Source organism: Streptomyces aurantiogriseus (genome assembly GCF_014649375.1).
Classification (GTDB): domain Bacteria; phylum Actinomycetota; class Actinomycetes; order Streptomycetales; family Streptomycetaceae; genus Streptomyces; species Streptomyces aurantiogriseus.
Window position 1 is genome coordinate 215310 of the sequence record NZ_BMSX01000017.1, and the last position, 26209, is coordinate 241518.

General features: G+C 71.1%; 24 protein-coding genes. 11 read left to right on the forward strand and 13 right to left on the reverse strand.

The features are described 5' to 3' along the window. Window positions 1-63 precede the first annotated feature (63 nt). From IE263_RS32060 to IE263_RS32095, 8 genes are all read left to right on the forward strand, one after another. Complete coding sequence (locus IE263_RS32060; RefSeq protein WP_189941333.1) at window positions 64-225, forward strand: daptide-type RiPP; 162 nt, start codon at window positions 64-66, stop codon at window positions 223-225. Window positions 226-400: 175 nt separating this feature from the next. Beyond that, a complete protein-coding gene (gene mpaP, locus IE263_RS32065; protein WP_189941334.1) occupies window positions 401-2032 on the forward strand; it encodes a daptide biosynthesis intramembrane metalloprotease in 1632 nt (543 codons plus the stop codon). A 54-nt stretch (window positions 2033-2086) separates the two neighbouring features. Next, the gene (gene lanKC, locus IE263_RS32070; RefSeq protein WP_189941335.1) at window positions 2087-4645 is read left to right on the forward strand and encodes a class III lanthionine synthetase LanKC; all 2559 of its coding nucleotides are present in this window, start codon (window positions 2087-2089) and stop codon (window positions 4643-4645) included. Beyond that, window positions 4642-5910 (forward strand): YcaO-like family protein, encoded by a 1269-nt coding sequence (locus IE263_RS32075; protein ID WP_189941336.1) that lies wholly within the window; start codon window positions 4642-4644, stop codon window positions 5908-5910. Before lanKC ends, IE263_RS32075 begins: the two co-directional genes overlap by 4 nt. 30 nt (window positions 5911-5940) lie before the next feature. After that, window positions 5941-6825 carry an ABC transporter ATP-binding protein gene (locus IE263_RS32080; RefSeq protein ID WP_189941337.1) on the forward strand — a complete coding sequence of 295 codons (885 nt, stop codon included), beginning with the start codon at window positions 5941-5943 and terminating at the stop codon, window positions 6823-6825. After that, complete coding sequence (locus tag IE263_RS32085) at window positions 6822-8117, forward strand: ABC transporter permease (protein ID WP_189941338.1); 1296 nt, start codon at window positions 6822-6824, stop codon at window positions 8115-8117. The genes IE263_RS32080 and IE263_RS32085 overlap by 4 nt, the downstream gene beginning before the upstream one ends. Before the next feature lie 62 nt (window positions 8118-8179). After that, on the forward strand, window positions 8180-8374 hold the full coding sequence (locus IE263_RS32090; protein ID WP_189941339.1) for a hypothetical protein: 195 nt from the start codon (window positions 8180-8182) through the stop codon (window positions 8372-8374). Window positions 8375-8407: 33 nt separating this feature from the next. Next, the gene (locus IE263_RS32095; protein ID WP_189941340.1) at window positions 8408-8644 is read left to right on the forward strand and encodes a hypothetical protein; all 237 of its coding nucleotides are present in this window, start codon (window positions 8408-8410) and stop codon (window positions 8642-8644) included. A 115-nt stretch (window positions 8645-8759) separates the two neighbouring features. Here the strand turns inward: IE263_RS32095 and IE263_RS32100 are convergent, their stop codons facing one another. The 5 genes from IE263_RS32100 to IE263_RS32120 form a co-directional block, all read right to left on the reverse strand. Next, window positions 8760-10463, reverse strand: coding sequence for a bifunctional uroporphyrinogen-III C-methyltransferase/uroporphyrinogen-III synthase (locus IE263_RS32100; protein WP_189941341.1), 1704 nt, complete (start codon window positions 10461-10463; stop codon window positions 8760-8762). Further along, window positions 10460-11419 carry a hydroxymethylbilane synthase gene (gene hemC / locus IE263_RS32105; protein ID WP_189941342.1) on the reverse strand — a complete coding sequence of 320 codons (960 nt, stop codon included), beginning with the start codon at window positions 11417-11419 and terminating at the stop codon, window positions 10460-10462. The genes IE263_RS32100 and hemC overlap by 4 nt, the downstream gene beginning before the upstream one ends. Continuing rightward, complete coding sequence (locus IE263_RS32110; protein ID WP_189941343.1) at window positions 11416-13110, reverse strand: glutamyl-tRNA reductase; 1695 nt, start codon at window positions 13108-13110, stop codon at window positions 11416-11418. Before IE263_RS32110 ends, hemC begins: the two co-directional genes overlap by 4 nt. Continuing rightward, entirely contained in the window at window positions 13107-13868 is a 762-nt protein-coding gene (locus tag IE263_RS32115; RefSeq protein WP_189941344.1) for a redox-sensing transcriptional repressor Rex, read from the reverse strand. The genes IE263_RS32110 and IE263_RS32115 overlap by 4 nt, the downstream gene beginning before the upstream one ends. Before the next feature lie 288 nt (window positions 13869-14156). Next, window positions 14157-14444: a glutaredoxin family protein gene (locus IE263_RS32120; protein WP_189941345.1), complete on the reverse strand. Its 288-nt coding sequence runs from the start codon at window positions 14442-14444 to the stop codon at window positions 14157-14159. Window positions 14445-14585: 141 nt separating this feature from the next. Here IE263_RS32120 and IE263_RS32125 point away from each other — a divergent pair, with 141 nt between their 5' ends. The 3 genes from IE263_RS32125 to IE263_RS32135 all read left to right on the forward strand — a co-directional run bounded on the left by IE263_RS32125 (window position 14586) and on the right by IE263_RS32135 (window position 18560). Then, complete coding sequence (locus tag IE263_RS32125) at window positions 14586-15488, forward strand: HAD family hydrolase (protein WP_189941346.1); 903 nt, start codon at window positions 14586-14588, stop codon at window positions 15486-15488. Window positions 15489-16255: 767 nt separating this feature from the next. Continuing rightward, complete coding sequence (locus tag IE263_RS32130; RefSeq protein WP_189941347.1) at window positions 16256-17035, forward strand: ECF subfamily RNA polymerase sigma factor, BldN family; 780 nt, start codon at window positions 16256-16258, stop codon at window positions 17033-17035. Between the two features lie 232 nt (window positions 17036-17267). After that, a complete protein-coding gene (locus tag IE263_RS32135) occupies window positions 17268-18560 on the forward strand; it encodes a DUF5667 domain-containing protein (RefSeq protein ID WP_189941348.1) in 1293 nt (430 codons plus the stop codon). Window positions 18561-18642: 82 nt separating this feature from the next. Here the strand turns inward: IE263_RS32135 and IE263_RS32140 are convergent, their stop codons facing one another. The 8 genes from IE263_RS32140 to IE263_RS32175 form a co-directional block, all read right to left on the reverse strand. Beyond that, window positions 18643-19722 carry a lysophospholipid acyltransferase family protein gene (locus IE263_RS32140; RefSeq protein WP_189941349.1) on the reverse strand — a complete coding sequence of 360 codons (1080 nt, stop codon included), beginning with the start codon at window positions 19720-19722 and terminating at the stop codon, window positions 18643-18645. A 14-nt stretch (window positions 19723-19736) separates the two neighbouring features. After that, window positions 19737-20798 (reverse strand): NAD-dependent epimerase/dehydratase family protein, encoded by a 1062-nt coding sequence (locus IE263_RS32145; protein ID WP_189941350.1) that lies wholly within the window; start codon window positions 20796-20798, stop codon window positions 19737-19739. Between the two features lie 355 nt (window positions 20799-21153). Further along, on the reverse strand, window positions 21154-21252 hold the full coding sequence (locus IE263_RS32150; RefSeq protein WP_003948845.1) for a 30S ribosomal protein bS22: 99 nt from the start codon (window positions 21250-21252) through the stop codon (window positions 21154-21156). A gap of 156 nt (window positions 21253-21408) precedes the next feature. Then, the gene (locus IE263_RS32155; RefSeq protein ID WP_162655568.1) at window positions 21409-21618 is read right to left on the reverse strand and encodes a helix-turn-helix domain-containing protein; all 210 of its coding nucleotides are present in this window, start codon (window positions 21616-21618) and stop codon (window positions 21409-21411) included. Between the two features lie 134 nt (window positions 21619-21752). Further along, window positions 21753-22571 (reverse strand): phosphatase, encoded by an 819-nt coding sequence (locus IE263_RS32160; RefSeq protein WP_229911284.1) that lies wholly within the window; start codon window positions 22569-22571, stop codon window positions 21753-21755. A 445-nt stretch (window positions 22572-23016) separates the two neighbouring features. Beyond that, window positions 23017-24189, reverse strand: a complete 1173-nt coding sequence (locus IE263_RS32165) for an acetoin utilization protein AcuC (protein ID WP_189941351.1) — start codon at window positions 24187-24189, stop codon at window positions 23017-23019. After that, window positions 24140-25369: an MFS transporter gene (locus tag IE263_RS32170; RefSeq protein ID WP_189941352.1), complete on the reverse strand. Its 1230-nt coding sequence runs from the start codon at window positions 25367-25369 to the stop codon at window positions 24140-24142. The genes IE263_RS32165 and IE263_RS32170 overlap by 50 nt, the downstream gene beginning before the upstream one ends. A gap of 67 nt (window positions 25370-25436) precedes the next feature. Continuing rightward, window positions 25437-26093, reverse strand: coding sequence for an HAD family hydrolase (locus IE263_RS32175; protein ID WP_189941353.1), 657 nt, complete (start codon window positions 26091-26093; stop codon window positions 25437-25439). Between the last annotated feature and the right edge of the window lie 116 nt (window positions 26094-26209).

Below are 26209 nucleotides of genomic sequence, written 5' to 3' on the forward strand. Positions count from 1 at the left end.
CCTCTGCAACACCCCAAGAAGTACAGCCCGAGAAGAACAGCCCGAGAAGAAAGGGAAGCCGTCATGGCCGACATCAAGAAGGACATCCCCGCCGAGACCGCCGTCGAGAACGTCGAGCTCGAGATGCAGGAGCTCGAAGCGCTGGAGGCCCCCGGCTTCTGGACCGGCGTCTCCATCGGCGCGGGCGTCTCCTCCGCCGTCGCCACCTCGATCGCCCTCACCTGATCGAGCCCCGCACCAAGGGAACGCGACCCCCAGTGAGCAGCCCTCACTAGGTCTTCGGCACGCAACGGCGTGATCGCAGATCCTGCCTCGGCCCTGCTTCCGGCAAAGGAATGAGCTGGGCCGAGGCGGGGGGCGCCCCCCTTAAGAAGACCAACCGACCCGTGAGGAACCCACCGTGAGCGCCACCACCGCATCACCCGCTGCGCCTGCCGCGCACACGCAGCGGCCGAACCGCGCACCGGGCACCGAGATCCACCCGCCCATGGGCGACGGCGGCACCTGGGTGCTGCAGCGTGGCCCGCGCTACATCCGGGTGAGCCCCGATGTCGCCGGTCTCGCCCAGCACTTCGACGGCGAGCGCGACCACGCGGAGCTGGCCCGCCTGATGGGCGGCACCTGGTCCGCCGCCATGGTCGGCTTCGCCGTCCGCCGCCTGGACGAGCTCGGCCTGATCGACGACGGCGAGATGAAGGCGCCCCGCCGCGAAGGCCGCCTCAAGCTGGTCCCGCCGTTCACCTTCCAGTTCACGCTGCTGCGGCCGGGCCGCGCGATGCAGTCCCTGCAGCCCCTGTTCGTCCGCCTCGGCAACCGGTACCTGATCGGCGCCGCCCTGCTGACCGCGCTGGCCGGCCTCGCCGCGCTCGCCGTGCAGAACACGTACGTGCAGGGCTCGCTCTCCGGCCCGCTCTCGCCCCTCACCTACCTGGGCGTCCTCGTCGGACTGATCGCCGGCACCTCGATCCACGAGCTGGGGCACGCGGCCACCCTGATCCGCTACGGCGGCCGCCCCTCCCGGATCGGGATCATGCTCTTCTACCTGATGCCGGCGTTCTTCTGCGACGTCTCCGACGCCTGGCGCCTGCCGCAACGCCGCCAGCGCGTCCATGTCGCCCTCGCGGGCCCGGCCGTGCAGACCTTCCTCGCCGGCGCCGCCGCCCTCGCCGCCTGGCCGCTGGCCGAAGGGGGCCTGAAGACCACGCTCGTCTTCTTCGCCCTCGGCAGCTACCTCACGGGCCTGCTGAACCTGCTGCCGTTCATCAAGCTCGACGGCTACATCGCCCTGATGAGCCACGCCGACATCCCCTACCTGCGCGACCGCGCCATCACCGACGCCCGCCGCGCGATCGCCCGCCTCCTCTTCGGCGGCCGCTACGAACGCGAGCTGACCACCCGCTGGACCACCTGGTACGGCCTGGCCTGCATGGTCTTCCCGCTGTACCTGCTGTCGACCGCGCTCCAGCTGTGGATCGACCTGCTGCGGCGCGGCGGCTGGATCGGCGTCAGCCTGGCCGCCTGCGGAGTGTCGTACGGCCTGTACTTCCTGGGCCGCGGGGCGCGCCGGCTGGCCGGTGAGGTGCGTGCCGCCGGGGCCGCCCGCCTCCGGGTGGCCACGGTCACCGGCGCCCTGGCCGCCCTCGCGACCGCCCTGCTCTTCCTTCCCGTCCCGCACACCGTCTCCGCCGCGTACGTCACCCGTGCCGACGGCGTCGAGCTGGTGCTCCTGGACGGCGCGGACACCGACCGGATCAAGCCCGGCCAGCGGGTCACCCTGACCGCCAACGGCCCGGTCCTGCACCCCACGACGGGCACCGCGACCGTGGGCGCCGAGGCGCCCGACGGCACCGCGCCCCTGTCGTCCTTCTTCCCGATCGCCCTCGGCGAGGCGTACGACCTGCCGGTCACCGGCTACCGGCTGACCCTCGACCGCGTCCCGGACGAGCCCACGGGAGCCGCGGAGGTGGACACCGGCCGCCTCCCCCTCTGGGAGGTCGCCCACCGCACCTACCTGAGCCCCTTCCTCCCGTAGCCCGCCCCGAACGCCCACCCACTCTTCCCACCCGAAACGGCCAGGAGACGTACCGTGCTCGACTTCCGCTTCCTCGACTTCTGCCGCGAGGACTCCCTCTTCTACGACGCCCCCGACCACGACGGCGCCACCGACCAGGACTTCCACGCGGGCCGCATCCCAGGACCCGGCTGGACGGTGACCCGCGGAAGAGAGTGGACGTTCTGCACCCCGCCCGACCTCGACGTCCCCGACCAGGGCTGGAAGATCCACGTCTCCGCGTCCCCGGACAACGCCGCGGAGCTGCTGGACACCGTCGCCCCGTACTGCGTCGAGCACGGGCTGATGTACAAGTACATCTCCACCCGCGAGATCCTCGGCCGGCGCGGCTCCAAGTACGGCGACCGCAGCGCCAGCGGCAAGTTCATCACCATCTACCCGCCGAACGAGGAGATCCTGGAGCGCACCCTCCACGAGCTGGAGGAGCTGGTCGGCGGCACCCCCGCCCCGTACATCCTCAGCGACCTGCGCTGGCAGCAGGGCCCGCTGTTCGTCCGCTACGGCGGGTTCGTGCTGAAGATGGCCCGCGCCGAGAACGGCGCCCTGGTCCCCGGCATCCGCAACCCGCAGGGCGAGATGGTCCCGGACGTGCGCCGCCCGGCGTTCCGTCCGCCGGAGTGGGTGACGCTGCCGCCGTTCCTCGCCGAGGCCCACCAGAAGCGCAAGCAGGGCACGCTGAAGAACTTCCCGTTCCGCGTCCACAAGGCGCTGCACTTCTCCAACGGCGGCGGCGTCTACCGCGCAGTCGACCAGCGCACCGGCACGGAGGTCCTGCTGAAGGAGGCCCGCCCGCTGGCCGGCCTGGACGCCAGCGGCGCCGACGCGATCACCCGGATGGAGCGCGAGCACTGGGCGCTGACCAAGCTGGCCGGCCTGCCCGCCGTCCCGGCGCTGATCGACTACCGCGACGGCCACGAACACCGCTTCCTGGCCCGCGAGTTCATCGACGGCGAGGCGCTGATCGACGTACTGCGCCGTCGGCACCCCTTCACCTCCGGCGACAACTCGCCCGAGGCGCGCGCCGCCTACACCACCTGGGCGCTGGACATCCTCGACCAGGTGTCGGCGGGCGTGGCCGCGATGCACGAGCGCGGGGTCGTCTTCGGTGACCTGCACCCCGGCAACATTCTCCTCAAGGCCGACAACACGGTCGCGTTCATCGACATGGAGACCTGCACCCCGGTCGAGGACGGCCACCCGCAGGCGATGGGCGCGCTCGGCTTCCACGCCCCGCACCACCTCACCGGCGCGGACTGCGACCTGTTCGCCCTGAACGTGCTGCGGCTGACGATGTTCATGCCGCTGCCGCAGATCGTGCCGTGGGGTGTGGCCAAGGTGCAGACACTGCTCGACGTCGCCACCGAGCAGTTCGACCTGCCCGAGTCGCTGGTCGCCACGATCGCCGAGGGCCTCGGCCCGGACGTGCTGACCGCCGGCCGTGACTTCTCCGTCGCCTGGCCCGCCGTCCCCGACGCGGCCCTGCGCGAGGCCATCGCCCGCTCCATCGTCGAGGCCGCCTCCCCCGGGCGCGACGACCGCCTCTACCCGGGCGACGCCATGCAGTTCCTCACGCCGGGCGGCGGCGCCACCTTCGCCTACGGCGCGGCGGGCGTCCTGTGGGCGCTGGCCCGCGCCGGACAGCGGCCCCCGGCGGAGCACGTCCGCTGGCTCGTCGACCACGCCCGCGACGCCGAGACCGACGGCCCCGGCTTCTACACCGGCCTCGCCGGCATCGCGTACACCCTGGACCACCTCGGCCACCCGGAGGAGGCCGACGCCCTGATGCAGCGCGCCTTCGCCACACCGGTCGCCGGCGTCAGCGACTCGCTGTGCAACGGCTGGTCGGGCCTGGGCCTGGCAGCCCTGCACCTGTCCGACCGCCGCGACGACCCCTCGGCCTACCTGGACATGGCCCGCACCCTCGCCGACCGCATCGGCAGCCCCGAGAGCGCCACGACCGGCCCCAAGCGCGTCGGCCTGGTCTACGGCCGCTCCGGCCACGCCCTGTTCCTGCTGCGCCTGTACGAGCGCACCGGCGAGCAGCGCTACCTGGACGCCGCCGAGGCCGAGCTGCGCGCCGACCTGGAGACCATCGACCTGACCCAGGAGGACAGCCGGCTGCGCCTGGGCCCCGGCCTGATCGGCAGCGCCGGCATCGCCCTGGTGATCCGCGCGATCGCCGCGCACCGCCCCGCCGCCGACCTCGACGAGGCCCATGAGCGCCTCCTGGACACCGTCCACTCCCACTTCGCCAGCTCCTGCGGCCTGTTCACCGGCAGGGCAGGCGCCCTGCTCACCCTCACCGGCGACCACCACGACCCCGAGCAGACCCGCGCCCACCTCGACGCCCTCGGCTGGGAGGCCATGGCCGCCGAGCCGGGCCGCATCGACTTCCTCGGCGACCACGGCTACCGCCTGTCGACAGACCTCGCGACGGGTTCGGCGGGAGTGCTGCTGGCGCTGACGGCGATAGCGGAGGACAACGCGGAGGCACTGCCGTTCGCGACGCCGAACCCGAACGAGCCCGCGGCCGCCGGCAGCGACGACACCCCCGTTTCCGGAGGTCAGCCGTGATCGACGTACCCCGTACCCTCGCCCCCGCCACCGGCATAGCCGCCCGCTACTCCCTGCTCCCCCCGCAGCCCGACAACCCCCTGTGGAGCACGGCCGTAGCCCTCCGCCCCGTCGAGGGGTGGGACGAGACCCACGTCCCCCTCTCCGCCCTCGTCGCCGGCGCCAACGGCCACTCCCGTGCCGACGCCCTGCTGCGCGGCGCGGGCGAGGCGGTCGAGCGGCGCGCCCTGCACCCGGACGACCGCCTGCCCGTCGTACACGGCACCGCCGAAGCCCTCGGCGCGGACGCCTTCCCGGCCCACGCCCACGCCCTGGCCCACCCGGACGCGGCGACCGCCCACCTCGACTGGTACCCGGCGCTGCGCCTGAGCGACGGCGCGACGGTGCTGGTCCCGGCGGGCCTGGTCGACTGGCCCACCACCGCACCGGCGTCGCTGTTCGACCCGTCCCCGTCCGGCGCCGCGTCCGGCAGCGGCCGCGCCATGGCGCTGCGCTCGGCCCTCGTCGAGATCGTCGAGCGGGACGCCTTCACCACGGCGTGGGGCCGCCAGTTGCGCCTCCCGAGTTACACCGACCCGCTCGAGGCGGTGGCCGGCACCCCCGACCGCCCCACCGGCGAAGCCCTCCGCACCCTGTGGCGGCGGGCCGTGGACCAGGGCATCGAGGCGACCTTCGCGTACATCCCCAACGCCGTCCCCGGCCTGTGGTGCGTGGTCGCCTCCCTGGTGGAAGCGCACCGCCCCGGCGCGACGGCCACCGTCGGCATGAAGGCCTCCGACCGCCCCCACGACGCCCTGCTCGGCGCCCTCCAGGAGGCCTGGCAGGTCCGCGCCGCGCTGGACGCCACCCGGCAGGACGGCGGCCCGGTCCACGCGCCGGACCCGGTGGTCACCGAGCACGACCGCATCCAGTACATGCTCACCGGCCGCGCCTGCACCGCCGTACGCGACTGGGTCGCCGGATTCACCCCGGCGCAGGAGCCGATGACGGAACGTCGAGTGAGCACGGACGACCTCACCGCCGCCCTCCTCGCCGACGGCGCCGACCCGCTCGTCGTCGACCTCACCCCCCGCCTGCCCGCCACCACCACGGCGATGGGCTGGCAGGCAGTGAAAGTGATCCCGGCCGGCTACCAGCACCTCCGCATGGACGAGACCCACGACTGGACCTGGCACCTGCCCCGTCTGACCACCGTGCCTGAACGCACCGGCTGCCCCGCCCGCCTGGCCGACCACCGGTCCGCCGCCCCCCACCCCCTGCCCTGAGACACGCCGAGACGAAGAGGAACACGCACGATGCTGGAACTGGACAACGTGGTACGCCGCTTCGGCGACCGCTGCGTGGTCGACCACGTCTCCTTCCGTGTCGACGAGGGCCGGATGACCGGCTTCGTCGGCGGGAACGGCGCCGGCAAGACCACCACCATGCGCATGATCATGGGCGTCCTGGCCCTGAGCGGCGGCGAGATCCGCTGGAACGGCACGCCGGTCACGGCCGCCGACCGGCGCGGCTTCGGCTACATGCCCGAGGAGCGCGGCCTGTACCCGAAGCAGACCGTGCTCGGCCAGCTGGTCTACCTGGGCCGTCTGCGTGGCCTGACCGCCCGCGCCGCGGAACGCTCCGCCTCGGACCTGATCGACCGCCTGTCGCTCACCGAGAAGCGCACCGAGCGCCTGGAGTCGCTCTCCCTCGGCAACCAGCAGCGCGTGCAGATCGCGGCGGCGCTGATCGGCGAACCGCACCTGCTGGTCCTGGACGAGCCGTTCTCCGGTCTCGACCCGCACGCCGTCGACTCCATGGCGGAGCTGCTGCGTGAGCACACCGACCGCGGTGTGCCGGTGCTGTTCTCCTCCCACCAGCTGGAGCTCGTCGAGCGGCTCTGCGACGACCTGGTCATCCAGGCCGCGGGCCGCACCCTGGCCCGCGGCACCGCCGACAGCCTGCGCCGCCGCGGCCGCGTCCGGCACCGCCTGGTGACCGGCGGCCCCACCGACTGGGTGCGCGGCGTGAAGGGCGTCGACGTCATCACATCGGAGAACGGCACCGCCCTGCTGGAACTCGCCACGGACGACGTGGCCGACCGACTCCTGGCGGAGGCACTGCGCCGGGGCCCGGTCCGCGAGTTCGCCGAGATCGTCCCCAGTGTCGCCGACGTGTTCAGGGAGATGACCGCAGCATGACCACGCTGACGACCGAGACGACGCCCCAGCCGTCCACCGGGCCGAACTCCGACCCGACCCCCGACCCGACCCCCGAGAAGCCCAGCCCCACCATGCGCACCGAACCCCCCGCACCCCAGCCCCGGATCCCCTCCGCCTGGCGCATCGTCACCGCCCGCGAGATCTCCGTGAAGATCCGCGACCGCGGCTTCCTGCTCTCCACCCTCGCCACCCTCGCCGTCATCCTCGGCGCGGTCGGCCTGCAGTTCTACATCGCCTCGACGACCGGCAAGATCACCGTCGCCGCGGTCGCCCCGGCCTCCTCGGAACTGGTGAAGCAAGCCGAAAGCCTCGCCGACCGGTCGGACCAGGACATCGACATCACCCTCCGCCAGGAGTCCTCCGAGGAAGCCGTACGAGCCGCCGTCCGCTCCGGCGACGTCGACGCGGGCCTGCTCCGCACCCCCACCGGCTGGGCCCTCCTCGGCGACACCGACACCGACTCCACCGCCGCCACCTGGCTCGGCGCCGCCGTCCAGGCGAACGCGATGGAGGCCAACGCCACCGCCGCCGGCACCAGCATGGCGGACCTGGCCAAGGGCGCCACGCTCCAGCACACCCTGCTCTCGCCCGACGAGACACCCGAGACGGTCGTCCGCATGGCGACGTACTTCTTCGGCTTCCTCTTCTACCTCGCCGCCGTCCTGCTCGGCGTCTCGCTGGCCACCAGCATCGTGGAGGAGAAGCAGAACCGGGTGGTCGAGATCATCGCGAGCTCGGTCCGTCTCCGCGACCTCCTCATCGGCAAGATCGTCGGCAGTACGACGCTGGCGCTGGCCCAGATGGTCGCGTTCACGGCCGCCGCCGCGATCGGCCTGGTCGCGGCCGGTCACGAGGAGACCTTCGGCCAGGTCACCGCGGGCCTGGGCTGGTTCCTCGTCTACTACGTGGTCGGCATCGCCGTCCTGGCCTGCGTCTTCGCCGCCGCCGGCGCCATCGCCACCCGCACCGAGGACATCCAGTCGACCACCACCCCGGTCAACGCGATCGTCGCCGTGGTCTTCATCGCCGGCATCACCGCCTCCGGCACCGCCCAGAGCGTCCTGTCGTTCGCCCCTCTGACCTCCACCATCACGATGCCCGCCCGGATCATCGCCGGGGACACCGCCTGGTGGGAGCCGGCGGCCTCGCTGCTGATCTCCCTGGCGGCCGCGGCCCTGGTCGTCCTGGGCGCCGAGCGCGTCTACCGCCGGGCCCTGATGCAGACCGGCCGAAAGCTCTCCTTCCGTCAGGCGCTCAAGCTCGCGGACTGACCCGCTCCCCCTACCATCCACTCCCCACCACCCCCACCCCCACCACCTCCAAGGAGAACACCATGAGCAGCAACACCAACCGCCCGAACTCCGTCGTCCTGATCGCCGCCCTGCTCGCCGTCCTGGTCGGCGCCGAGGTCGCCGTCATCACCAGCGACCTGGACAACGGCGTCCGCTACGCCGTCGGCGGCGCCATCCTGCTCGGCCTGGTCGCGGGCGCCTACCAGCTCAGCCGCGCCCGCCGCACCTCCCGCTGACCCACCCCGCACCCACTTCCAGGAGCCCTTCCCATGCCCATCGAGCACCCCGTACGCATCAGCGGACCGGACGGAGCTCACCCGGAGTTCGCCGCGATCCGCCTGATCGCACTGCTGCCGGCGGGCTGGACGGCGACACTGCGCGACTGCTCCGGCCGCACGGCGTCCCTGACCCTCACGGTCCCCGACGCTCTGCCGTCCACCGCGTTCGACACAGCCCTGGACGAGGTCCTCGCCGCACCACCCCTGCGCGGCTGGACCAGAGACTGACAGGCACAGAGAGACACAGAGAGACACGGAAAAGGGCCCGCCCCGGATCACCGGGGACGGGCCCTTTTCCGTCAGATCGGGCTCAGGCCACGCTCGGACCGTCACCAGGCAGCGCTCAGGTCGCCCGGCGCCGCCGAGCCCCCGGCCTCCGCTCACTCGGCCGCGTCACCGGATCCCCCGCCTCCAGTGCGGCAGCCCGCCGCCGCAGCCCGAAGTCGGCCAGCGCCTCCGCCAGCTTGTGCACCGACGGCTCCGGAGCCATGACGTCGACCCGGAGACCATGCTCCTCAGCGGTCTTCGCAGTGGCCGGCCCGATACAGGCGATCACCGTCACGTTGTGCGGCTTACCGGCGATACCCACCAGGTTCCGCACGGTCGACGACGACGTGAACAGCACGGCGTCGAACCCACCGCCCTTGATCGCCTCCCGCGTCTCCGCCGGCGGCGGCGAGGCCCGCACGGTCCGATAGGCCGTGACGTCGTCGACCTCCCAGCCGAGTTCGATGAGCCCGGCGACGAGCGTCTCCGTGGCGATGTCGGCCCTGGGAAGGAAAACACGGTCGATCGGGTCGAAGACCGGGTCGTACGGAGGCCAGTCCTCCAGCAACCCCGCCGCCGACTGCTCCCCACTCGGCACCAGGTCCGGCTTCACACCGAACGCGATCAGCGCCTTGGCGGTCTGCTCCCCCACCGCGGCGACCTTGATCCCCGCGAAGGCCCGGGCGTCGAGCCCGTACTCCTCGAACTTCTCCCGCACCGCCTTGACCGCGTTCACCGAGGTGAAGGCGATCCACTCGTAGCGGCCCGTCACCAGCCCCTTGACCGCCCGCTCCATCTGCTGGGGCGTCCGCGGCGGCTCGACGGCGATCGTCGGCACCTCGTGCGGCACGGCACCGTAGGACCGCAGTTGGTCGGAGAGCGACGCCGCCTGCTCCTTCGTCCGCGGCACGAGCACCTTCCAGCCGAACAGCGGCTTGGACTCGAACCACGCCAGCTGATCACGCTGGGCGGGGGCGGAACGCTCACCGACCACGGCTATCACCGGCCGGCCGCCCTCCGGCGAGGGCAGCACCTTGGCCTGCTTCAGCGTCTGCGCGATGGTCCCGAGCGTGGCGGTCCACGTCCGCTGCCGGGTCGTCGTACCGGCCACCGTCACCGTCATCGGCGTATCGGGCTTGCGCCCGGCCGACACCAGCTCCCCGGCGGCGGCGGCGACGGAGTCCAGGGTCGTGGACACGACCACCGTCCCGTCCGACGCCCCCACCTCCGTCCAGCACCGGTCCGACGCCGTCCGCGCGTCCACGAACCGGACGTCCGCGCCCTGCGCGTCCCGCAGCGGCACACCCGCGTACGCGGGCACACCGACCGCCGCCGCGACACCGGGGACGACCTCGAACGGCACACCGGCCGCCGCGCACGCGAGCATCTCCGCGGCGGCGTACGTATCCAGTCCGGGGTCCCCGGACACCGCACGGACGACCCGCCTGCCGCCCCGCGCGGCCTCCATGACAAGATGTGCGGCATCCCGCACTGCGGGGATCCCAGCGGTTGTTGACGCGACGTCAACAACCGTCGGGTGAGGCGTGCCCGTGCCCGGAACAGGGTCCGACGAAGGACCCGGGTCCGCGTTCACGACGGCGACGCCCGGCCTGGCGTGCGTCCGTACGACGTCGAGCACGTCGTGCTCGGCGACGAGGACGTCCGCGTTGGCCAGCGCCTCCACGGCGCGCAGAGTCAGCAGTCCCGGATCCCCGGGTCCGGCACCCAGGAAGGTGACGTGCCCGTGTTCAAGGCCGGTGGGAAGGGTGGTGGGGCTCAATGTGCTCGCTCCCCCATCAGACCGGCCGCGCCCTGGGCAAGCATCTCGGCGGCGAGTTCGCGACCGAGCGCCATTGCCCGGTCGTGCGTCTCGGGCACGGGACCGGTGGTGGACAGCTGCACCATGCGGGTGCCGTCGGTCGTGCCGACGACGCCGCGCAGGCGCATTTCCTTGACAATCTGCCCGTCGGCCAGCAGGTCGGCCAGCGCGCCCACAGGGGCGCTGCAGCCGGCCTCCAGGGCGGCGAGCAGTGACCGTTCGGCGGTCACGGCGGCCCGGGTGAACGGGTCGTCGAGCTCACCGAGCGCCGCGACGAGGTCCGCGTCGTCCGCGGCACACTCGATCGCCAGGGCCCCCTGGCCGGGGGCGGGCAAAACCGTGTCGACCGACAGGAAGTCGGTCACTTCGTCGCTGCGGCCGATCCGGTTCAGGCCGGCCGCGGCCAGCACGACGGCATCGAGCTCACCGTCGTGCACAAAACCTATGCGCGTGTCGACATTGCCCCGGATCGGAACCGTCTCGATGTCCAGCCCGTGGCTGCGCGCGTACGCGTTCAGCTGCGCCATCCGGCGCGGTGAACCCGTCCCGATGCGCGCCCCGCGGGGCAGGTCGGTGAACTTCAGCGCGTCCCGGGCGACGATCACGTCGCGCGGGTCCTCGCGCACCGGTATCGCAGCCAGGACCAGGTCCTCGGGCTGCGTGGTCGGCAGGTCCTTCAGCGAGTGAACCGCGAAGTCGACCTCGCCCTTGAGCAGCGCGTCCCGCAGCGCGGTGACGAACACACCGGTGCCGCCGATCTGCGCGAGGTGCTCGCGGGAGACGTCGCCGTACGTGGTGATCTCGACAAGCTCGACAGGCCGTCCGGTCACCTGGCTCACGGCTTGTGCCACCTGCCCGGACTGGGCCATGGCGAGCTTGCTCCGCCTGGTCCCGAGCCTCAGTGCCTTCCCTGTCATCGTGGCCCTCGGTTCTTCTCGGTGCTGTCCTCGGCGCGGGAGACGGAGGCCACCGTCTCCTGGTCGAGGTCGAACAGGGTGCGCAGCGCGTCCGCGTACCCGGCGCCGCCGGGCTCGGCCGCGAGCTGCTTGACCCGTACGGTCGGCGCGTGCAGCAGCTTGTCCACGACGCGTCGCACGGTCTGGGTGATCTCGGCGCGGTGCTTGTCGTCCAGGCCGGGCAGCCGCCCGTCGAGCCGGGCGATCTCGCTCGCGACGACATCGGCGGCCATGGCACGCAGCGCGACCACGGTCGGCGTGATGTGCGCGGCCCGCTGCGCGGCGCCGAACGCGGCGACCTCGTCGGAGACGATCCGCCGCACCTGGTCGACGTCCGCCGCCATCGGTGCGTCCGCGGAGGCCTCGGCGAGCGACTCGATGTCCACGAGGCGCACCCCGGCGAGCCGGTGCGCGGCCGCGTCGACGTCCCGCGGCATCGCCAGGTCCAGCAGGAACAGCACCGGCTCCGGCCGTACGGGCACGGCGACCGGCTCGGGCCTGCGCAGCTCGGGGATGCGGCCGACGGTGGCGACGGTCGCGGCGAGCGCGGTGATCAGCTCGGCGTCGGCCTCGGGCCGGCGGGCGGCCTCCCGGCGGTCGACGCCGGCGCCCGCCACCCAGGCCGCGTGCTGCTCCAGCGTGGCCGCGTCCATGCCGGCCACGGCGGCCTCCCCCATCACGGAGAAGCCGGACTGCTGCACGGCCGACAGGTCCAGCGGACAGCCCTCGTCGGTCCCGACGGAGGTGGGCGGCAGCGGCCGTACGTCCGTGGGGGCCGGCTCGTCCTCGGTGAGGGCGACGGGCGTTCCGGTGCGGCCCTCGACCGCCGTCGCGACCGCTTCGGCCGTGAGGACGAGTCCCGTCGCCCCCGTACAGGAGACGGCGACGTCGGCACGTGTCAGCTCCTCCGGCACCGATTCCCACGGCACCGCACGGGCCGGTACGTCCGTGTCCTCGGCGTCGGTGAGGATCTGCGCGAGGCGCTCGGCGCGGTCGACGGTGCGGTTGGCGACGACGACCTCGGCGACCCCGGCGCGCGCGAGCGTGGCCGCGGCCAGCGAGGACATGGAGCCGGCGCCGATGACGAGGGCGCGCTTGCCCCGGGCCCACTCGGTCACGTCCCCGCCCGCGGCCAGCTGCTCCAGGCCGAAGGTGACCAGGGACTGGCCGGCCCGGTCGATGCCGGTCTCGGAGTGGGCGCGCTTGCCGACCCGCAAAGCCTGCTGGAACAGGTCGTTCAGCAGCCGTCCGGCGGTGTGCAGCTCCTGCGCCCGCGCCAGGGAGTCCTTGATCTGCCCGAGGATCTGTCCCTCGCCGACGACCATCGAGTCCAGTCCGCAGGCCACGGAGAACAGATGGTGGACGGCGCGGTCCTCGTAGTGCACGTAGAGATAGGGAGTGAGCTCCTCGAGCCCGACCCCGCTGTGCTGGGCGAGCAGCGTGGACAGCTCGGCGACACCGGCGTGGAACTTGTCCACGTCGGCGTACAGCTCGATGCGGTTGCAGGTGGCGAGCACCGCGGCCTCGGCGGCCGGCTCGGCGGCGACCGTGTCCTGCAGCAGCTTGAACTGGGCGTCCGTGGACAGCGAGGCCCGCTCCAGGACGCTGACCGGGGCGCTGCGGTGGCTCAGCCCCACGACGAGGAGACTCATGCCGGCATCACGGCGGGATGTTCCCCGTCGGGCCCCTGGTCGGTGGACTCCTCGCGGGTCACGGCAGCCGGGACGGCCGCCTCGCCCGAGGCCTCCTCGCCGGCCTTGCGCTGCTCGTGGAAGGCGAGGATCTGAAGCTCGATGGAGAGGTCGACCTTGCGCACGTCGACGCCGTCCGGGACGGACAGCACGGTCGGCGCGAAGTTCAGGATGGAGGTGACACCGGCGGCCACGAGCCGGTCGCAGACCTGCTGGGCGGCACCGGCGGGCGTCGCGATGACACCGATCGACACGCCGTTGTCCGTGATGATCTTCTCGAGGTCGTCCGTGTGCTGGACGGGGATCCCGGCGACCGGCTTCCCGGCCATCGCCGGGTCGGCGTCGATGAGGGCAGCGACCCGGAAGCCGCGGGAGGCGAACCCGCCGTAGTTGGCCAGCGCCGCGCCGAGGTTACCGATACCGACGATGACAACCGGCCAGTCCTGGGTCAGGCCCAGCTCGCGGGAGATCTGGTACACGAGATACTCGACGTCGTATCCCACACCCCGCGTCCCGTAGGAGCCCAGGTACGAGAAGTCCTTGCGCAGCTTCGCGGAGTTGACCCCCGCCGCGGCCGCGAGCTCCTCGGAGGAGACCGTGGGCACCGAGCGCTCCGACAGCGCGGTCAGGGCACGGAGGTACAGCGGAAGCCGGGCGACGGTGGCCTCGGGAATCCCTCGGCTGCGGGTCGCCGGTCGGTGAGTTCGGCCAGTTGCCACGGTGCTCCTGCGGGTAGAGCGGGGCTGCAGGCGGTCGTACGTCCCCAGACCGCCCCGTCGAATGCAGGCTATGTCTTTGTGAACGCGTGCACAAAGATGGTGTCCGTTTTGCCCGGCCAACGTGACCGGGGTCACGCGCCCCTGGCGCATCCGCGGGGAACCGGCGACGACACGCCCGGGCTCCTTCTTTGTCGGGGGCAAAACCGCACACTCTCCTCACGAATCCCGCCCCCGAGACCTGGTCGCCGTCGATCCTAAGCGACTTTTCGGAACACTTGGACTGTCCGGTCAGTTCCCTGTGAGTTCTTTGCGCAGCCGTTCCTCGTTCACGCGCCAGAAGGTGTGCTGCTGTCCGTCGACCAGGACGACCGGGATCTGCTCCCAGTACTGGTCATGGAGGTCGGGCTCCTCGGTGATGTCCCGCTTCTCCCACGGGACACCGAGATCGCCGCACACTTTCTCGATCACGGCCTGCGCGTCGTCGCACAGGTGGCAGCCGGGCTTGCCGATCAGCGTCACGAGCCGGTCCTGCGGGGCGGGGCCCTTCCGGCGAAAGAGGGGACTCATGTCAGCCATTCTCGCGCGGTCCGCGACGCTCGCGGAGGGCCGATTCCCCGTGGCGTGCGATGACTTCTTTAACGACACGGTCGCGGAGAGTTCACAGCGTTCAAACCTCGTGACTCCGGAACCACCGAACAGACTGGCTATGCTCACGCCATGGCCGCTCTCGGATGGCTCACTCCCCGTAGGCGCTCCGCCACGGCGAGGAGCGTGTTGGCAGGCGAGGCCTCGGCGGAGGCAGCCCGCAAAGACGTCTCCGAACAGGAACCTCAGTTTCCCGTGCACGGCGACGACCGCGCCGCCGCGTTCTTCGACCTCGACAACACGGTGATGCAGGGCGCCGCCCTCTTCCACTTCGGCCGGGGCCTGTACAAGCGGAAGTTCTTCGAGACCCGCGACCTCGTCCGGTTCGCCTGGCAGCAGGCGTGGTTCCGGCTGGCCGGCGTCGAGGACCCCGAGCACATGCAGGAGGCCCGCGACTCGGCGCTGTCGATCGTCAAGGGCCACCGCGTCTCCGAGCTGCAGTCGATCGGCGAGGAGATCTACGACGAGTACATGGCCGAACGCATCTGGCCCGGCACCCGGGCGCTGGCCCAGGCGCATCTCGATGCGGGCCAGAAGGTGTGGCTGGTCACAGCCGCCCCGGTGGAGATCGCCCAGGTGATCGCCCGCCGCCTCGGCCTGACCGGCGCGCTCGGCACGGTGGCGGAGTCGGTGGACGGCGTCTACACGGGCAAGCTGGTCGGCGAGCCGCTGCACGGCCCGGCCAAGGCGGAAGCGGTACGCGCCCTGGCCGCGGCCGAGGGCCTGGATCTCTCCCGCTGCGCGGCCTACAGCGACTCCCACAACGACATCCCGATGCTCTCGCTGGTCGGGCACCCCTACGCCATCAACCCCGACACCAAACTCCGCAAACACGCCCGCGACCTCGACTGGCGCCTCCGCGACTACCGCACCGGGCGCAAGGCGGCGAAGGTCGGCATCCCGGCAGCAGCCGGAGTGGGCGCGGTGGCCGGCGGCACGGCAGCGGCGATCGCGCTGCACCGCCGCCGACGCTGACGCCTGCGGGTGGTTGCTCCCGGGGGCGCCTGCGGGTTGGTGGGCGGGTCGGGGTCGTGGCGGTGCGGGGCGCGCCTGCGGTGCGTGGGTGGGTCGGGGTCGTGGCGGTGCGGCGAGCCCGTCGCGTGTTGGGCGTACGGCTGCCTGCTGCCACAGTCCGAGTTGGCTGTGACGAGCTGAGCGACGGGCTCTTGCCGCACCGCCACGACCCGCTCCCGCCGGAGGGCGGCTGCGGGTCGTGGGGGCTCGGGGGGCTTGGACCCCACCCAGGCGCGGGCAGTCGTGCCGCTGGGGCATGGGGCCCTGCTCGAGCGGAGCCGAGGGTGGGGGAGGGTGGGCGCGGTGGCGCCCGAAACGCTGGGACGCGCGGCCGACCCGCCCACAGCAGCGCGCGGTACGGCGCACCCGGCGCTCGGCTCCCCCACCCCGCCGCTCCGTCACACCGCGTGCCGTCGCTGGGAAAACGGCCAATCCACCGTCGTACCCCCACAGTTCCGCGCCCATTCCTCTTGTCCGCGCACCGCCACAACCCGCCCTGGAGCGACACGAAACTCGGACTCTTTCGATCAACAACCAATCACTCTCAGCAACTTGATCGAGCGTCAACCGGCTAGAGAAGCGACGTAACCGACGATTTGAGCAACTCGGTGTAGCAGCGCCTGTACGAAGCGTTATTCTCCTCAGACGCAAACCGGTGCCCCTCCGTCGCTACGACGGGTGAACGGCCCCGCACTGCACGTGATGAAAGCTCTGCCTCTGGGAGTCCCGTGTACCCACACGTCGGGGTTGACACCTCGGGCCTGGCTACGCTGCGCACACTGGTCGCTACGGCCCAGGACCTGTTGCGCGGCCTCGTCCCCACCGCGTACGCCGTCCCCGCCTTCGCCGCCGCCGCTCCCGTGGGCCCGTGCTACGCACTGGCCGACGGCGGCGCCGCCGTGGGCAGACGAGGACGCGCGGCCGGCGCGGCCACCGCCCGCCGGCCGGCCGCCGACAGCGACAGCGCCCGGATGATGGACCTCGTCGAGCGGGCCCAGGCCGGCGAGGCCGACGCCTTCGGGCGGCTCTACGACCAGTACAGCGACACGGTGTACCGGTACATCTACTACCGGGTAGGAGGGAAGGCGACCGCCGAAGACCTCACAAGTGAGACGTTCCTGCGCGCCCTGCGACGGATCGGGACCTTCACCTGGCAGGGCCGTGACTTCGGCGCCTGGCTCGTCACCATCGCCCGCAACCTCGTCGCCGACCACTTCAAGTCCAGCCGCTTCCGGCTGGAGGTGACCACCGGCGAGATGCTCGACGCCAACGAGGTCGAGCGCTCCCCGGAGGACTCCGTCCTCGAGTCCCTCTCCAACGCCGCCCTCCTGGACGCCGTACGCCGTCTCAACCCGCAGCAGCAGGAGTGCGTCACCCTCCGCTTCCTCCAGGGCCTCTCCGTCGCCGAGACCGCGCGTGTGATGGGCAAGAACGAGGGCGCCATCAAGACCCTCCAGTACCGGGCCGTCCGCACCCTGGCCCGCCTCCTGCCGGACGACGCCCGCTGATCCCGCCTACTCTCGGCAACCTCAACTCACGCTCAGTGAAAGTCGGTTGGCTTCTCCATCCGGTCATCCGCAGTCCGTAACCCAAGTGCCGCGCCAGTCGTTGTGCGGGATACAGGCTCCCTGTGGTCACGCCCCGGCCTCACGATCACTCGATCGTGTGGAAGCGGTCGAGGGCGTGCAACCCCGAGGACCCCCGGGGAGTCGACCGTCATGACGAGAGGAGGTGCCGCCAGTGATCGCAAACGTATCGGCGCACCGGCGGGCGAACGCCTTCGCCCAGGCCCTGGAGGACCAGTCCGACCGGGGCACGGCGGCCGAGCAGACCGAAGGATCGGCACCGGCCCCGGCCGCTGCGGACCAGACCCAGCAGGGCCGTCTTCTGGCCCTCGCGACGAGTCTGGCCGAGTTGCCCAAGCCGGAGCTCGACCCCGAGGTCAAGGTCGTCCAGCGCGCCCAGTTGGTCGCCGCGATGGAGGCCATGCTGCAGGCGGGCACCGCGGGCGAGGCAGCGGACTCTGCGCTGCCCAATCAAAGAGGGAGCGAAGCGACTTCCGCAGAAGGGCGGGGGCGGGAGACGGGCGGGCGCTCCCATCGGCGGGGCACCCACCGGACAAGCCCACTGGGGAAGTTCCGACCGCGCACAAGGCTCGCCAGAGGCCTCACCGCGGGCGGCCTCAGCGTGGGCGTGGCCGCGGGCGCCTTCGGCGGAGTCGCCGCCGCGAGCTCCGACGCCCTGCCCGGTGACTCGCTCTACGGGCTCAAGCGCGGCATCGAGGACTTCAAGCTCAACTATCTCGCCGAGGGCGACGGCGAGCGTGGCAAGGCCTATCTCGACCAGGCCTCCACCCGGCTCGGCGAAGCCCGTCGGCTCATGGAGCGCGGCCGCGGCGGCGCCCACCTCGACCACGAGTCCCTCGGCGAGATCCGCCGCGCCCTGTCCGGTATGCAGCACGACGCCTCCGAGGGCCACCGGCTGCTGCACGAGGCGTACCAGCGCGACCCGGACTCCCTGGGCCCCATCCAGGCTCTGTCCGCCTTCTCGCGCTCCCACCGCGACTCGTGGGGCGCGCTGCGCGACAAGCTGCCCGTGCAGCTCGGGGACGTCAGTCAGCAGGTGTCGTCGGTCTTCGACGCCATAGACAAAGAGGTCGCCCCGCTGCAGTCCCTCCTTCCGCAGCCCCCCGCCCGGGACGGAAGCGGCGGCAGAGGGCAGAGCTCCGGCCCGGCGTCCACCGGCACCTCGGACACCGACCGCTCCCCCGACCCCAGCACCGGCTACGGCTCCGCCGACGACGACCGCACCGGCGGCGACAGCGGCAGCCCGAGCAGGTCCTCCTCCACGGGCACCGGCGAGGAAGGCCTCCTCGGCGGCACCACCGGCGGACTCCTCAACCCGCCCCAGGACGCCGACAGCGCCTCCCCGTCCACCAGCAACCCTCCGACAACGCAGCCGGACGTCACCCTCCCGCCCCTCCTCCCCGGCCTCCTGCCCGGCCTGGGCATCGACGGCGAGGACGCGGACTAGAGCAACGCCCGTACGGCGGTGGGGGCGGCCTTCTCAGGAAGCCCGCCCCCACCGCCGTACGCATGCCCGGAAGAGCACCGACTCAGAAGAACACCGACCGCCGCTGCACCAACAACTTGTAGAGCGTGTGCTGGATCTGCTCCCGCACCTGATCCGTCAGGTTGAACATCAGCATCGGGTCCTCCGCCGCCTCCGGCGGATAGCCGTCCGTCGGGATCGGCTCGCCGAATTGGATCGTCCACTTGGTGGGCAGCGGGATGGCGCCCAGCGGGCCCAGCCACGGGAACGTCGGCGTCAGCGGGAAGTACGGAAAACCCAGAACCCTGGCCAGCGTCTTCGCATTGCCGATCATCGGGTAGATCTCCTCCGCCCCGACGATCGAGCAGGGGATGATCGGGGCGCCCTGTCGCAGCGCCGTGGAGACGAAGCCGCCCCGGCCGAACCGCTGGAGCTTGTAGCGCTCGCTGAAGGGCTTCCCGATGCCCTTGAAGCCCTCCGGCATCACCCCGACCAGTTCGCCCTGGCCCAGGAGCCGTTCGGCGTCCTCGGCGCAGGCGAGGGTGTGCCCGAGCTTGCGCGCGAGTTCGTTGACGACGGGCAGGACGAAGACGAGGTCGGCGGCCAGCAGCCGCAGATGGCGGCCCGCCGGATGGTGGTCGTGGACGGCGACCTGCATCATCAGACCGTCCAGCGGCAGCGTCCCGGAGTGGTTGGCGACGATCAGCGCGCCGCCTTCGGCCGGGATGTTCTCGACGCCCTTCACCTCGACCCGGAAGTACTTCTCGTACACGGGCCGCAGCAGGGACATCAGGACCTGGTCGGTGAGCTCCTCGTCGTAGCCGAAGTCGTCGACCTCGTAGTCGCCCGTGAGCCGGCGGCGCAGGAAGGACAGGCCGCCCGCGATGCGTCGCTCCAGGCCGCCGACGTCCTCCCGCTGCTGCTGCGGCGGCTGTTCCTCACCCGTACCGGTCACGGGATCATCATGCTGCGAGGCCGCCCTGGTGGGCAGGGGCTGGACCTCACCGACCTCGCCGATCTCACGGACCGGCGCCGACTCCCCGTTCTTGCGCCGGCTCCCCGCGCTCCGGCGCCGCGGCGGCCGCTGCACGGCGCTCCCGCGGGACCGGTCGTCGTCGAACGGAATGACCTTGGCGTCCGCCATCGTTGATGCGCTCCTCAGTTGGCGCTCTGCGTCGGGGGGTGGCCGCCGCCCGCGAAGGGCAGCGCGGCGATCCGGTCGACGGCCCCCTCAAGGGCCTCGGGGGGCAGGAGACCCGGCCCCTGACTGCGTGCGAAGTCCGCGAAGGTCTCCGCTGTGGTGTACCTCGGCGAGAATCCCAGCGTCTCGCGCATCTGGTCCGTCGCCACGACCCGGCCGTGGGTGAGCAGCCGGATCTGCTCGGGCGAGAAGTCCGTCATCCCCAGCGTACGCACCAGGGAGCCCGCCCAGGTGACGGCCGGCAGCAGCAGCGGGACCGTGGGCCTCCCGAGCCGCCGCGAGCACTGCGACAGCAGCAGGACGCCGTCGCCGGCGATGTTGAAGGTGCCGCTGTTGAGCGTGCCCCGCTTCGGCTCGTGCGCGCCGATCCGCAGCACCTCGATGACGTCGTCCTCGTGCACGAACTGCAGCCGAGGGTCGTAGCCGAACACGGTCGGCAGCACCGGCAGCGAGAAGTACGAGGCGAGCGGTGTCTCGGCGGTGGGCCCGAGGATGTTGGCGAACCGCAGCACGCACACGGCGACATCGGGCCGCCGCCGGGCGAACCCGCGCACATACCCCTCCACCTCCACCGTGTCCTTGGCGAACCCGCCGCTGGGCAGCGACTTGGCCGGCGTGGTCTCGGTGAACACGGCGGGATCCCGGGGCGCGGATCCGTAGACGTTCGTACTGGACTTGACCACCAGCCGCTTCACGCTGGGCGACTTCTGGCAGGCGCCGAGGAGCTGCATCGTGCCGATGACGTTGGTCTCCTTGACCGTGGTCCGGCTCCCGCTGCCCAGCGCGGTGCCCGTCACGTCCAGATGGACGACGGTGTCGGCGCCGGTCTCGGCGAGCACCCGCGCGATGGTGGGCTGCCGGATGTCGGCCTGGATGAAGTCGGCCCCGCCGAGATGGTGCTCGGGCCGCACGGCGTCCACCGCGATCACCCGGTCGACCTCCGGGTCACGCTGGATCCGTCGTACGAACCGGCCCCCCAGCTGACGGGCCACTCCGGTCACGAGCACAACCTTGCCCAAGATCAGCGCCTTCCTTCCGCCCCGGTACCGCTCGGCTGTCGCACTGCTCGTTACCCTGCCGCGTTCCCCGTGCGAGGGCCAACTTAGCGGGTCGATGTTGCGCTGTGATGACCGCCCGAAGCACGAAGTGACGAGGCCCGTCGGTCATACGACCAGATCGACCACGGTCCTCGTCCAGTCCCACGCGCAAGGTTCAGCCACCGCACGGAACCGCGCCGTACGCCCCAGGACATACGCGCCGTACGCCCCAGGACATACGCCCCGCGCGCCCAGGACCCCTCAGGAATACGTGTGGCCCCCCACCGACACACGATGGGGGGCCACACCACGCTTTCGCGGCTCGCGTCGCGCGAACTTACTTCTTGTTGCGACGCTGAACGCGCGTGCGCTTGAGCAGCTTGCGGTGCTTCTTCTTGGCCATCCGCTTGCGCCGCTTCTTGATAACAGAGCCCACGACTACCCTCGCTCACTTCTCATCACTCGGTGCTGGGCGCCATGGGCCCATACGACCTACGAGGGGCTAGCCTACCCGCCCGAGCGCTGAGGTCGTAATCGAGGAGGCGGAGGGACCCTGAAGTGCCCTGTGAACGGATCCCTCGCACCCTCGCCGTCAGGCGGTTTCCACCCCCACGTAGCTCTCGCGGAGGTACTCGTGAACCGCGTTCTCCGGGACGCGGAAAGACCGCCCCACCCGGATCGCGGGCAGATGACCGCTGTGCACCAGCCGGTACACGGTCATCTTCGACACTCGCATCACCGAGGCGACTTCCGCCACGGTAAGGAACTGAACCTCGCTCAGAGGCCTCTGGTCAGCAGCCATGACACACCTGAACCTTCCGCACTCGACTCGACGGCCACCGGCTTCCCCTTCCGGTGACTCTTCGTCGCTGCGTGCTCACTCCCCAATGTAGGGGCGGGTGATGCGAGTGGGGAAGAGGTGCACCCATCGGCGGCCTACTGTGACAGACACGCCCGATTGAGTACGTAGCGGGTAAGCGGCCGGTAGTAATCAGACCGCACAGCGTCATCAACCGGAACGGCGACGGACACCGACCCCTCGGCCTCCCCCACGAAGAGCGCGGGGTCGTCGGTATCCGCCAGCCCAATCGCCTCAAACCCCAGCTGACCTGCTCCGCAGACCCACCCGTGGTCCCCGATCACCAGCTCCGGCAACGGCCCGCCGGCCTCCGCGGCCGCCGCCAGCGCCAGTCGAACCGGGAGCGGCGAGTGGGTGTGCACGCCGGTGGCACAACCGGGGCGCCCGGGGCCGCGTTCCCGCACCAACGCGACGCCCCGTACGTAGTCAAGGTTGTACGTGCGTAGTCCGAACCGGGTCGTTATGTCGACACAGCGACCCTGCGCAGGGGTGAGAACATCACATCCTGCCGCCGACAAAGCGTCCGCAAGCCCGCCGTAGAACCCGAGCAGCCGATGCGGATGCCCGGTCCCCAGCAACACCGGCGCACCACGCTGGGCAACCACCGCGAGCCGCTCCGCGAAGGCGTCGAGCGCGGCCAGGGTCAGCTCGGGATCGATCGCATCCTGCCCGGAAGTGTCCCGCAGATCGGCCGAAACCCCACACTTGTCCGCCATCAACCCGACCAAGTCCCGCACCCCCCACCCCCATTCAGGATCAATCCCGATCAACACCCGAGGATCCCGAGCAGCGAACAGCCGATAACTCCGAAGACTCTCCTCCCGAGAGGTAGCCACCACCCCGGCCAGCCGAGCAGCCAGCAGATGGTCGCGCAGGGCCCTGGTACTCGTACTCACCACGGGGCTGATGGTGATGGACGGGAATCACGGGCGTCTCAGAAACCAACGAACGAGCCACGGTTGGCGTAACACGAGTGCAGGCCGCCAGGCTGCCTATGTCCGTCCGGCGCTCGAGGACGAGGCCCATTCAGGGCCGAAGCGGGGCGCGGGGGCGCAGCCCCGCGGGGGGGGTGCAGGGGCGCAGCCCGGCCCGAGGAGCCAGGGAGAGCCGCTGGCGGAGTCGAAGAGGTAGAGAGCTCTGCCGGGCGTCCAGGGGGCAGCGCCGCGGGGGCGCAGCCCCGCCTGGGGCGCAGGGGCGCAGCCCCGCACGGGGTCCAGGGGGCGCAGCCCCGCACGGGGTCCAGGGGGCGCAGCCCCCGGCGGGGTCGAAGGGGCGGAGCCCCTGGAGGTCGGGAAGGGTAGGGGCGGCGGGGGCGAACCCCTCATACCCGCACCCCACCCCCTACGCCAACAACCCCCGTAGCGGAAACACAGCCCGCCGAGTAGCCAACACCGCCTGATCCAACCGATCCGCAGGGTCGTACCCCGCCTCCCACTCCCCCCACCCCACAGGCCACCGCCCATCAGTCATCCGCACCGGCCCCAACTGCCGAGTACGAGCAAATACCTCCTGCCGCCACCCCTCCGGAATAACCGTCTCCGGCTCCACCGGCCTCCCCGCCACCACCCCCACCAAATGCGCCCACGACCGCGGCACCACATCCACCACCGCATATCCACCCCCACCCAACGCGACCCACTTCCCCCCGGCGTACTCATGAGCCAACTCATGACAAGCCACCTGCACAGCCCGCTGCGCGTCCAGCGACACCGCCAAATGAGCCAACGGATCCTCAAAATGCGTATCGGCCCCATGCTGGGTCACCAACACATCCGGCCGAAAATCAGCAATCAACTCCGGCACCACAGCATGAAACGCCCGCAACCACCCCGCATCCCCCGTCCCCGCCGGCAGAGCGACATTCACGGCCGACCCCTCCGCAGACTCCGCCCCCGTCTCATCAGGCCACCCCGTCTGCGGAAACAACGTCCGAGGATGCTCGTGCAACGAAATCGTCAGCACCCGCGGATCGTCCCAGAACGCCGCCTGCACCCCGTCCCCGTGATGCACATCGACATCCACATAAGCGACCCGCTCGGCCCCCAACTCCAACAACCGCGCAATCGCCAGTGACGCGTCGTTGTAAATACAGAACCCCGCCGCACCCCCCGGCATCGCATGATGCAGCCCACCCGCGAAATTCACCGCATGCGACACCTCCCCCCGCCACACAGCCTCCGCCGCCCCCACCGACAGCCCCGCGATAAGAGAAGACACCTCATGCATCCCGCCGAAGGCCGGATCATCCACCGTCCCCAGCCCATACGACGTGTCCGCGGCCCCAGGATCCGCCGAGGCCGCCTTCACGGCCTCGATGTAGTCCTCCCGGTGGACGAGCCGCAGCGTCGACTCCCCGGCCGGCTTGGCGCCCACGACCTCCAGCTCACGATCGAGCCCCAGGGCATGGACCAGCCTCCGGGTCAGATCCAGCCGAACCGGATCCATCGGATGCTCCGGGCCGAAGTCATAGCCCGTTACTGCCTCGTCCCACATCAGCTGTGCGCGGCCGCTCATGCCCGCCACCGTATCGGTCCGGTTGAGGAGCGAACGACCGGGCGTACACCAATGTGACCAGCACCAACACCATCGGCACCACCATCGCCCCCCGATAGCTCCACGCGTCCCCCAACGCCCCCACCAACGGCGAACCGATCAAAAACCCCACATAGTTGAAAACATTCAGCCGAGCGACGGCCGCATCCGAAGCTCCTGGGAACAACCTGCCCGCTGCCGCAAAGGTCTGCGGCACCAGCACACACAACCCCACCCCCAGCAAAGTGAACCCACCCATCCCCACCCACGCCCCAGGAGCCACGGCCACCACCCCGAACCCCAAGGCCGCCACCACAGCCCCCAGCCGCACCACCACCACAGCCCCGAACCGCCGCACCCCGACGTCCCCGATGGCCCGCCCGAGCAACGTCGTCACCATGTACACGTTGTACGGAACGGTCGCCAGCTGCTCCGAACTCCCCAACACGTCCTGGAGGTACTTCGCACTCCAGTTGGACACGGTCGAGTCCCCGATGTACGCGAAGGTCATCACCAGACACAACGGCAACAAGGCCCTGAAGACGACGCCTCCCCCCGCACCCGTGCCCGCACCCCGCTCGGCCTCGTTCTCCACGTCACGGCCGTCCGCACCGACGTACCACCGACTCCCCACCAGCACGGCCGGCAGCAGCACCAACACCACCGGCAGATACGACACCCACAGCGTGAGATGCCAGTGCGCCCCGCCCCACGCCAGCGAGGCCCCCACGATGCCGCCCAGGCTGTACGCGGCATGGAAACTGAGCATGATGCTCCGCCCGTACGCCCGCTGCAGACTCACCCCGAGCATGTTCATCGAGGCGTCCAACGCCCCCACGGCGAGCCCGAAGACAGCGAGCGCGACCCCCAGCTCGACCATCCGCTCCCCCGCCCCGACGCCCAACAGCGCCAGGAGCACGACCGGCTGGGACCAGCGCAACAGCCGCGTGGCCGGTATCCGCTTCACGAGCTGCTCGGTGGCCACGCTGCCGACACCGGCCAGGATGGGCACGGCGGCAAGGAAGAGGGGCAGCAGCGCGTCGGAGACCCCGTACCGGTCCTGGATGGCAGGAATCCGGGTCACGAGCAGAGCAAAGGCGGCGCCCTGCGCGAAGAAGCTGAACGCCAACGAGGCCCTACCGCGCCGCAGCACTTCTGTCATGGCGGCGAGCGTAGGGCCCCGGCGTACTCGTGGGTAGATCCAGCCAAAGGTGAATTTCCCTCAAGTTTCAGCCGACGGGCGAGACCAACAGGTCGGCCAGCTCCCCCATGTCCGAGAAGAGCCGATTGGCCTGAGCGAGCTTCGCGGCAGGCGTCATCGCGGTGAAACCGTAGACGTCCATCCCCGCCGCGACGGCCGCCTGCACCCCGAGCGGACTGTCCTCGACGACGACACACCGCTCCGGAGCGACTCCCATCCGCCGGGCGGCGTACAGGAACAGATCCGGCGCCGGCTTCCCTCGCCCCACATCCTGCGAACTGAAGATGCGCGAGTCCTCGAACCACCGGTCCAGCCCGGTCGCCCGATGCCCCACCCGAATCCGCTCATGGCTCCCGGACGACGCCACACAGTACGGCACCCCGTCCGCGGCAAGCTTCTCGAGCACATCCACGACGCCGGCCACCGCCTCCAACTCCCGCTCGAACGCGGCGAACACACGCCCGTGGAAGACGTCGTCGAAACCCTCGGGCAGCCGCTGCCCCGTGCGCTCCTGGATCAGGTCGTGGATCCGATGCATCGCGGACCCCATGTAGTCACGGATGGAGTCCTCGTACGACGTCGGATGCCCGAGCTCGGTGAGATAGGCGGCCAGGAGCCGGTTGGAGATGGGCTCACTGTCGACGAGAACGCCGTCGTTGTCGAAGATAACCAGGTCGTAGCGCATGCCTCGACCCTAAACTACCCCGAAAAGCAGAAAGGCCCACACCTCTCGGTGTGGGCCTTTCTCAATGATTGTTCGGCGGCGTCCTACTCTCCCACAGGGTCCCCCCTGCAGTACCA

Excerpts from the sequence above, each read along its gene's own strand:
- IE263_RS32175 (WP_189941353.1), bottom strand. The coding sequence starts at position 26,093 with ATGCGCTACGACCTGGTTATCTTCGACAACGACGGCGTTCTCGTCGAC.
- IE263_RS32080 (WP_189941337.1), top strand. The coding sequence starts at position 5,941 with ATGCTGGAACTGGACAACGTGGTACGCCGCTTCGGCGACCGCTGCGTG.
- IE263_RS32090 (WP_189941339.1), top strand. The coding sequence starts at position 8,180 with ATGAGCAGCAACACCAACCGCCCGAACTCCGTCGTCCTGATCGCCGCC.
- IE263_RS32110 (WP_189941343.1), bottom strand. The coding sequence starts at position 13,110 with ATGAGTCTCCTCGTCGTGGGGCTGAGCCACCGCAGCGCCCCGGTCAGC.
- IE263_RS32140 (WP_189941349.1), bottom strand. The coding sequence starts at position 19,722 with ATGGCGGACGCCAAGGTCATTCCGTTCGACGACGACCGGTCCCGCGGG.
- IE263_RS32060 (WP_189941333.1), top strand. The coding sequence starts at position 64 with ATGGCCGACATCAAGAAGGACATCCCCGCCGAGACCGCCGTCGAGAAC.
- IE263_RS32120 (WP_189941345.1), bottom strand. The coding sequence starts at position 14,444 with ATGGCTGACATGAGTCCCCTCTTTCGCCGGAAGGGCCCCGCCCCGCAG.
- IE263_RS32095 (WP_189941340.1), top strand. The coding sequence starts at position 8,408 with ATGCCCATCGAGCACCCCGTACGCATCAGCGGACCGGACGGAGCTCAC.
- IE263_RS32170 (WP_189941352.1), bottom strand. The coding sequence starts at position 25,369 with ATGACAGAAGTGCTGCGGCGCGGTAGGGCCTCGTTGGCGTTCAGCTTC.
- IE263_RS32165 (WP_189941351.1), bottom strand. The coding sequence starts at position 24,189 with ATGAGCGGCCGCGCACAGCTGATGTGGGACGAGGCAGTAACGGGCTAT.
- hemC (WP_189941342.1), bottom strand. The coding sequence starts at position 11,419 with ATGACAGGGAAGGCACTGAGGCTCGGGACCAGGCGGAGCAAGCTCGCC.
- IE263_RS32125 (WP_189941346.1), top strand. The coding sequence starts at position 14,586 with ATGGCCGCTCTCGGATGGCTCACTCCCCGTAGGCGCTCCGCCACGGCG.
- IE263_RS32155 (WP_162655568.1), bottom strand. The coding sequence starts at position 21,618 with ATGGCTGCTGACCAGAGGCCTCTGAGCGAGGTTCAGTTCCTTACCGTG.
- IE263_RS32085 (WP_189941338.1), top strand. The coding sequence starts at position 6,822 with ATGACCACGCTGACGACCGAGACGACGCCCCAGCCGTCCACCGGGCCG.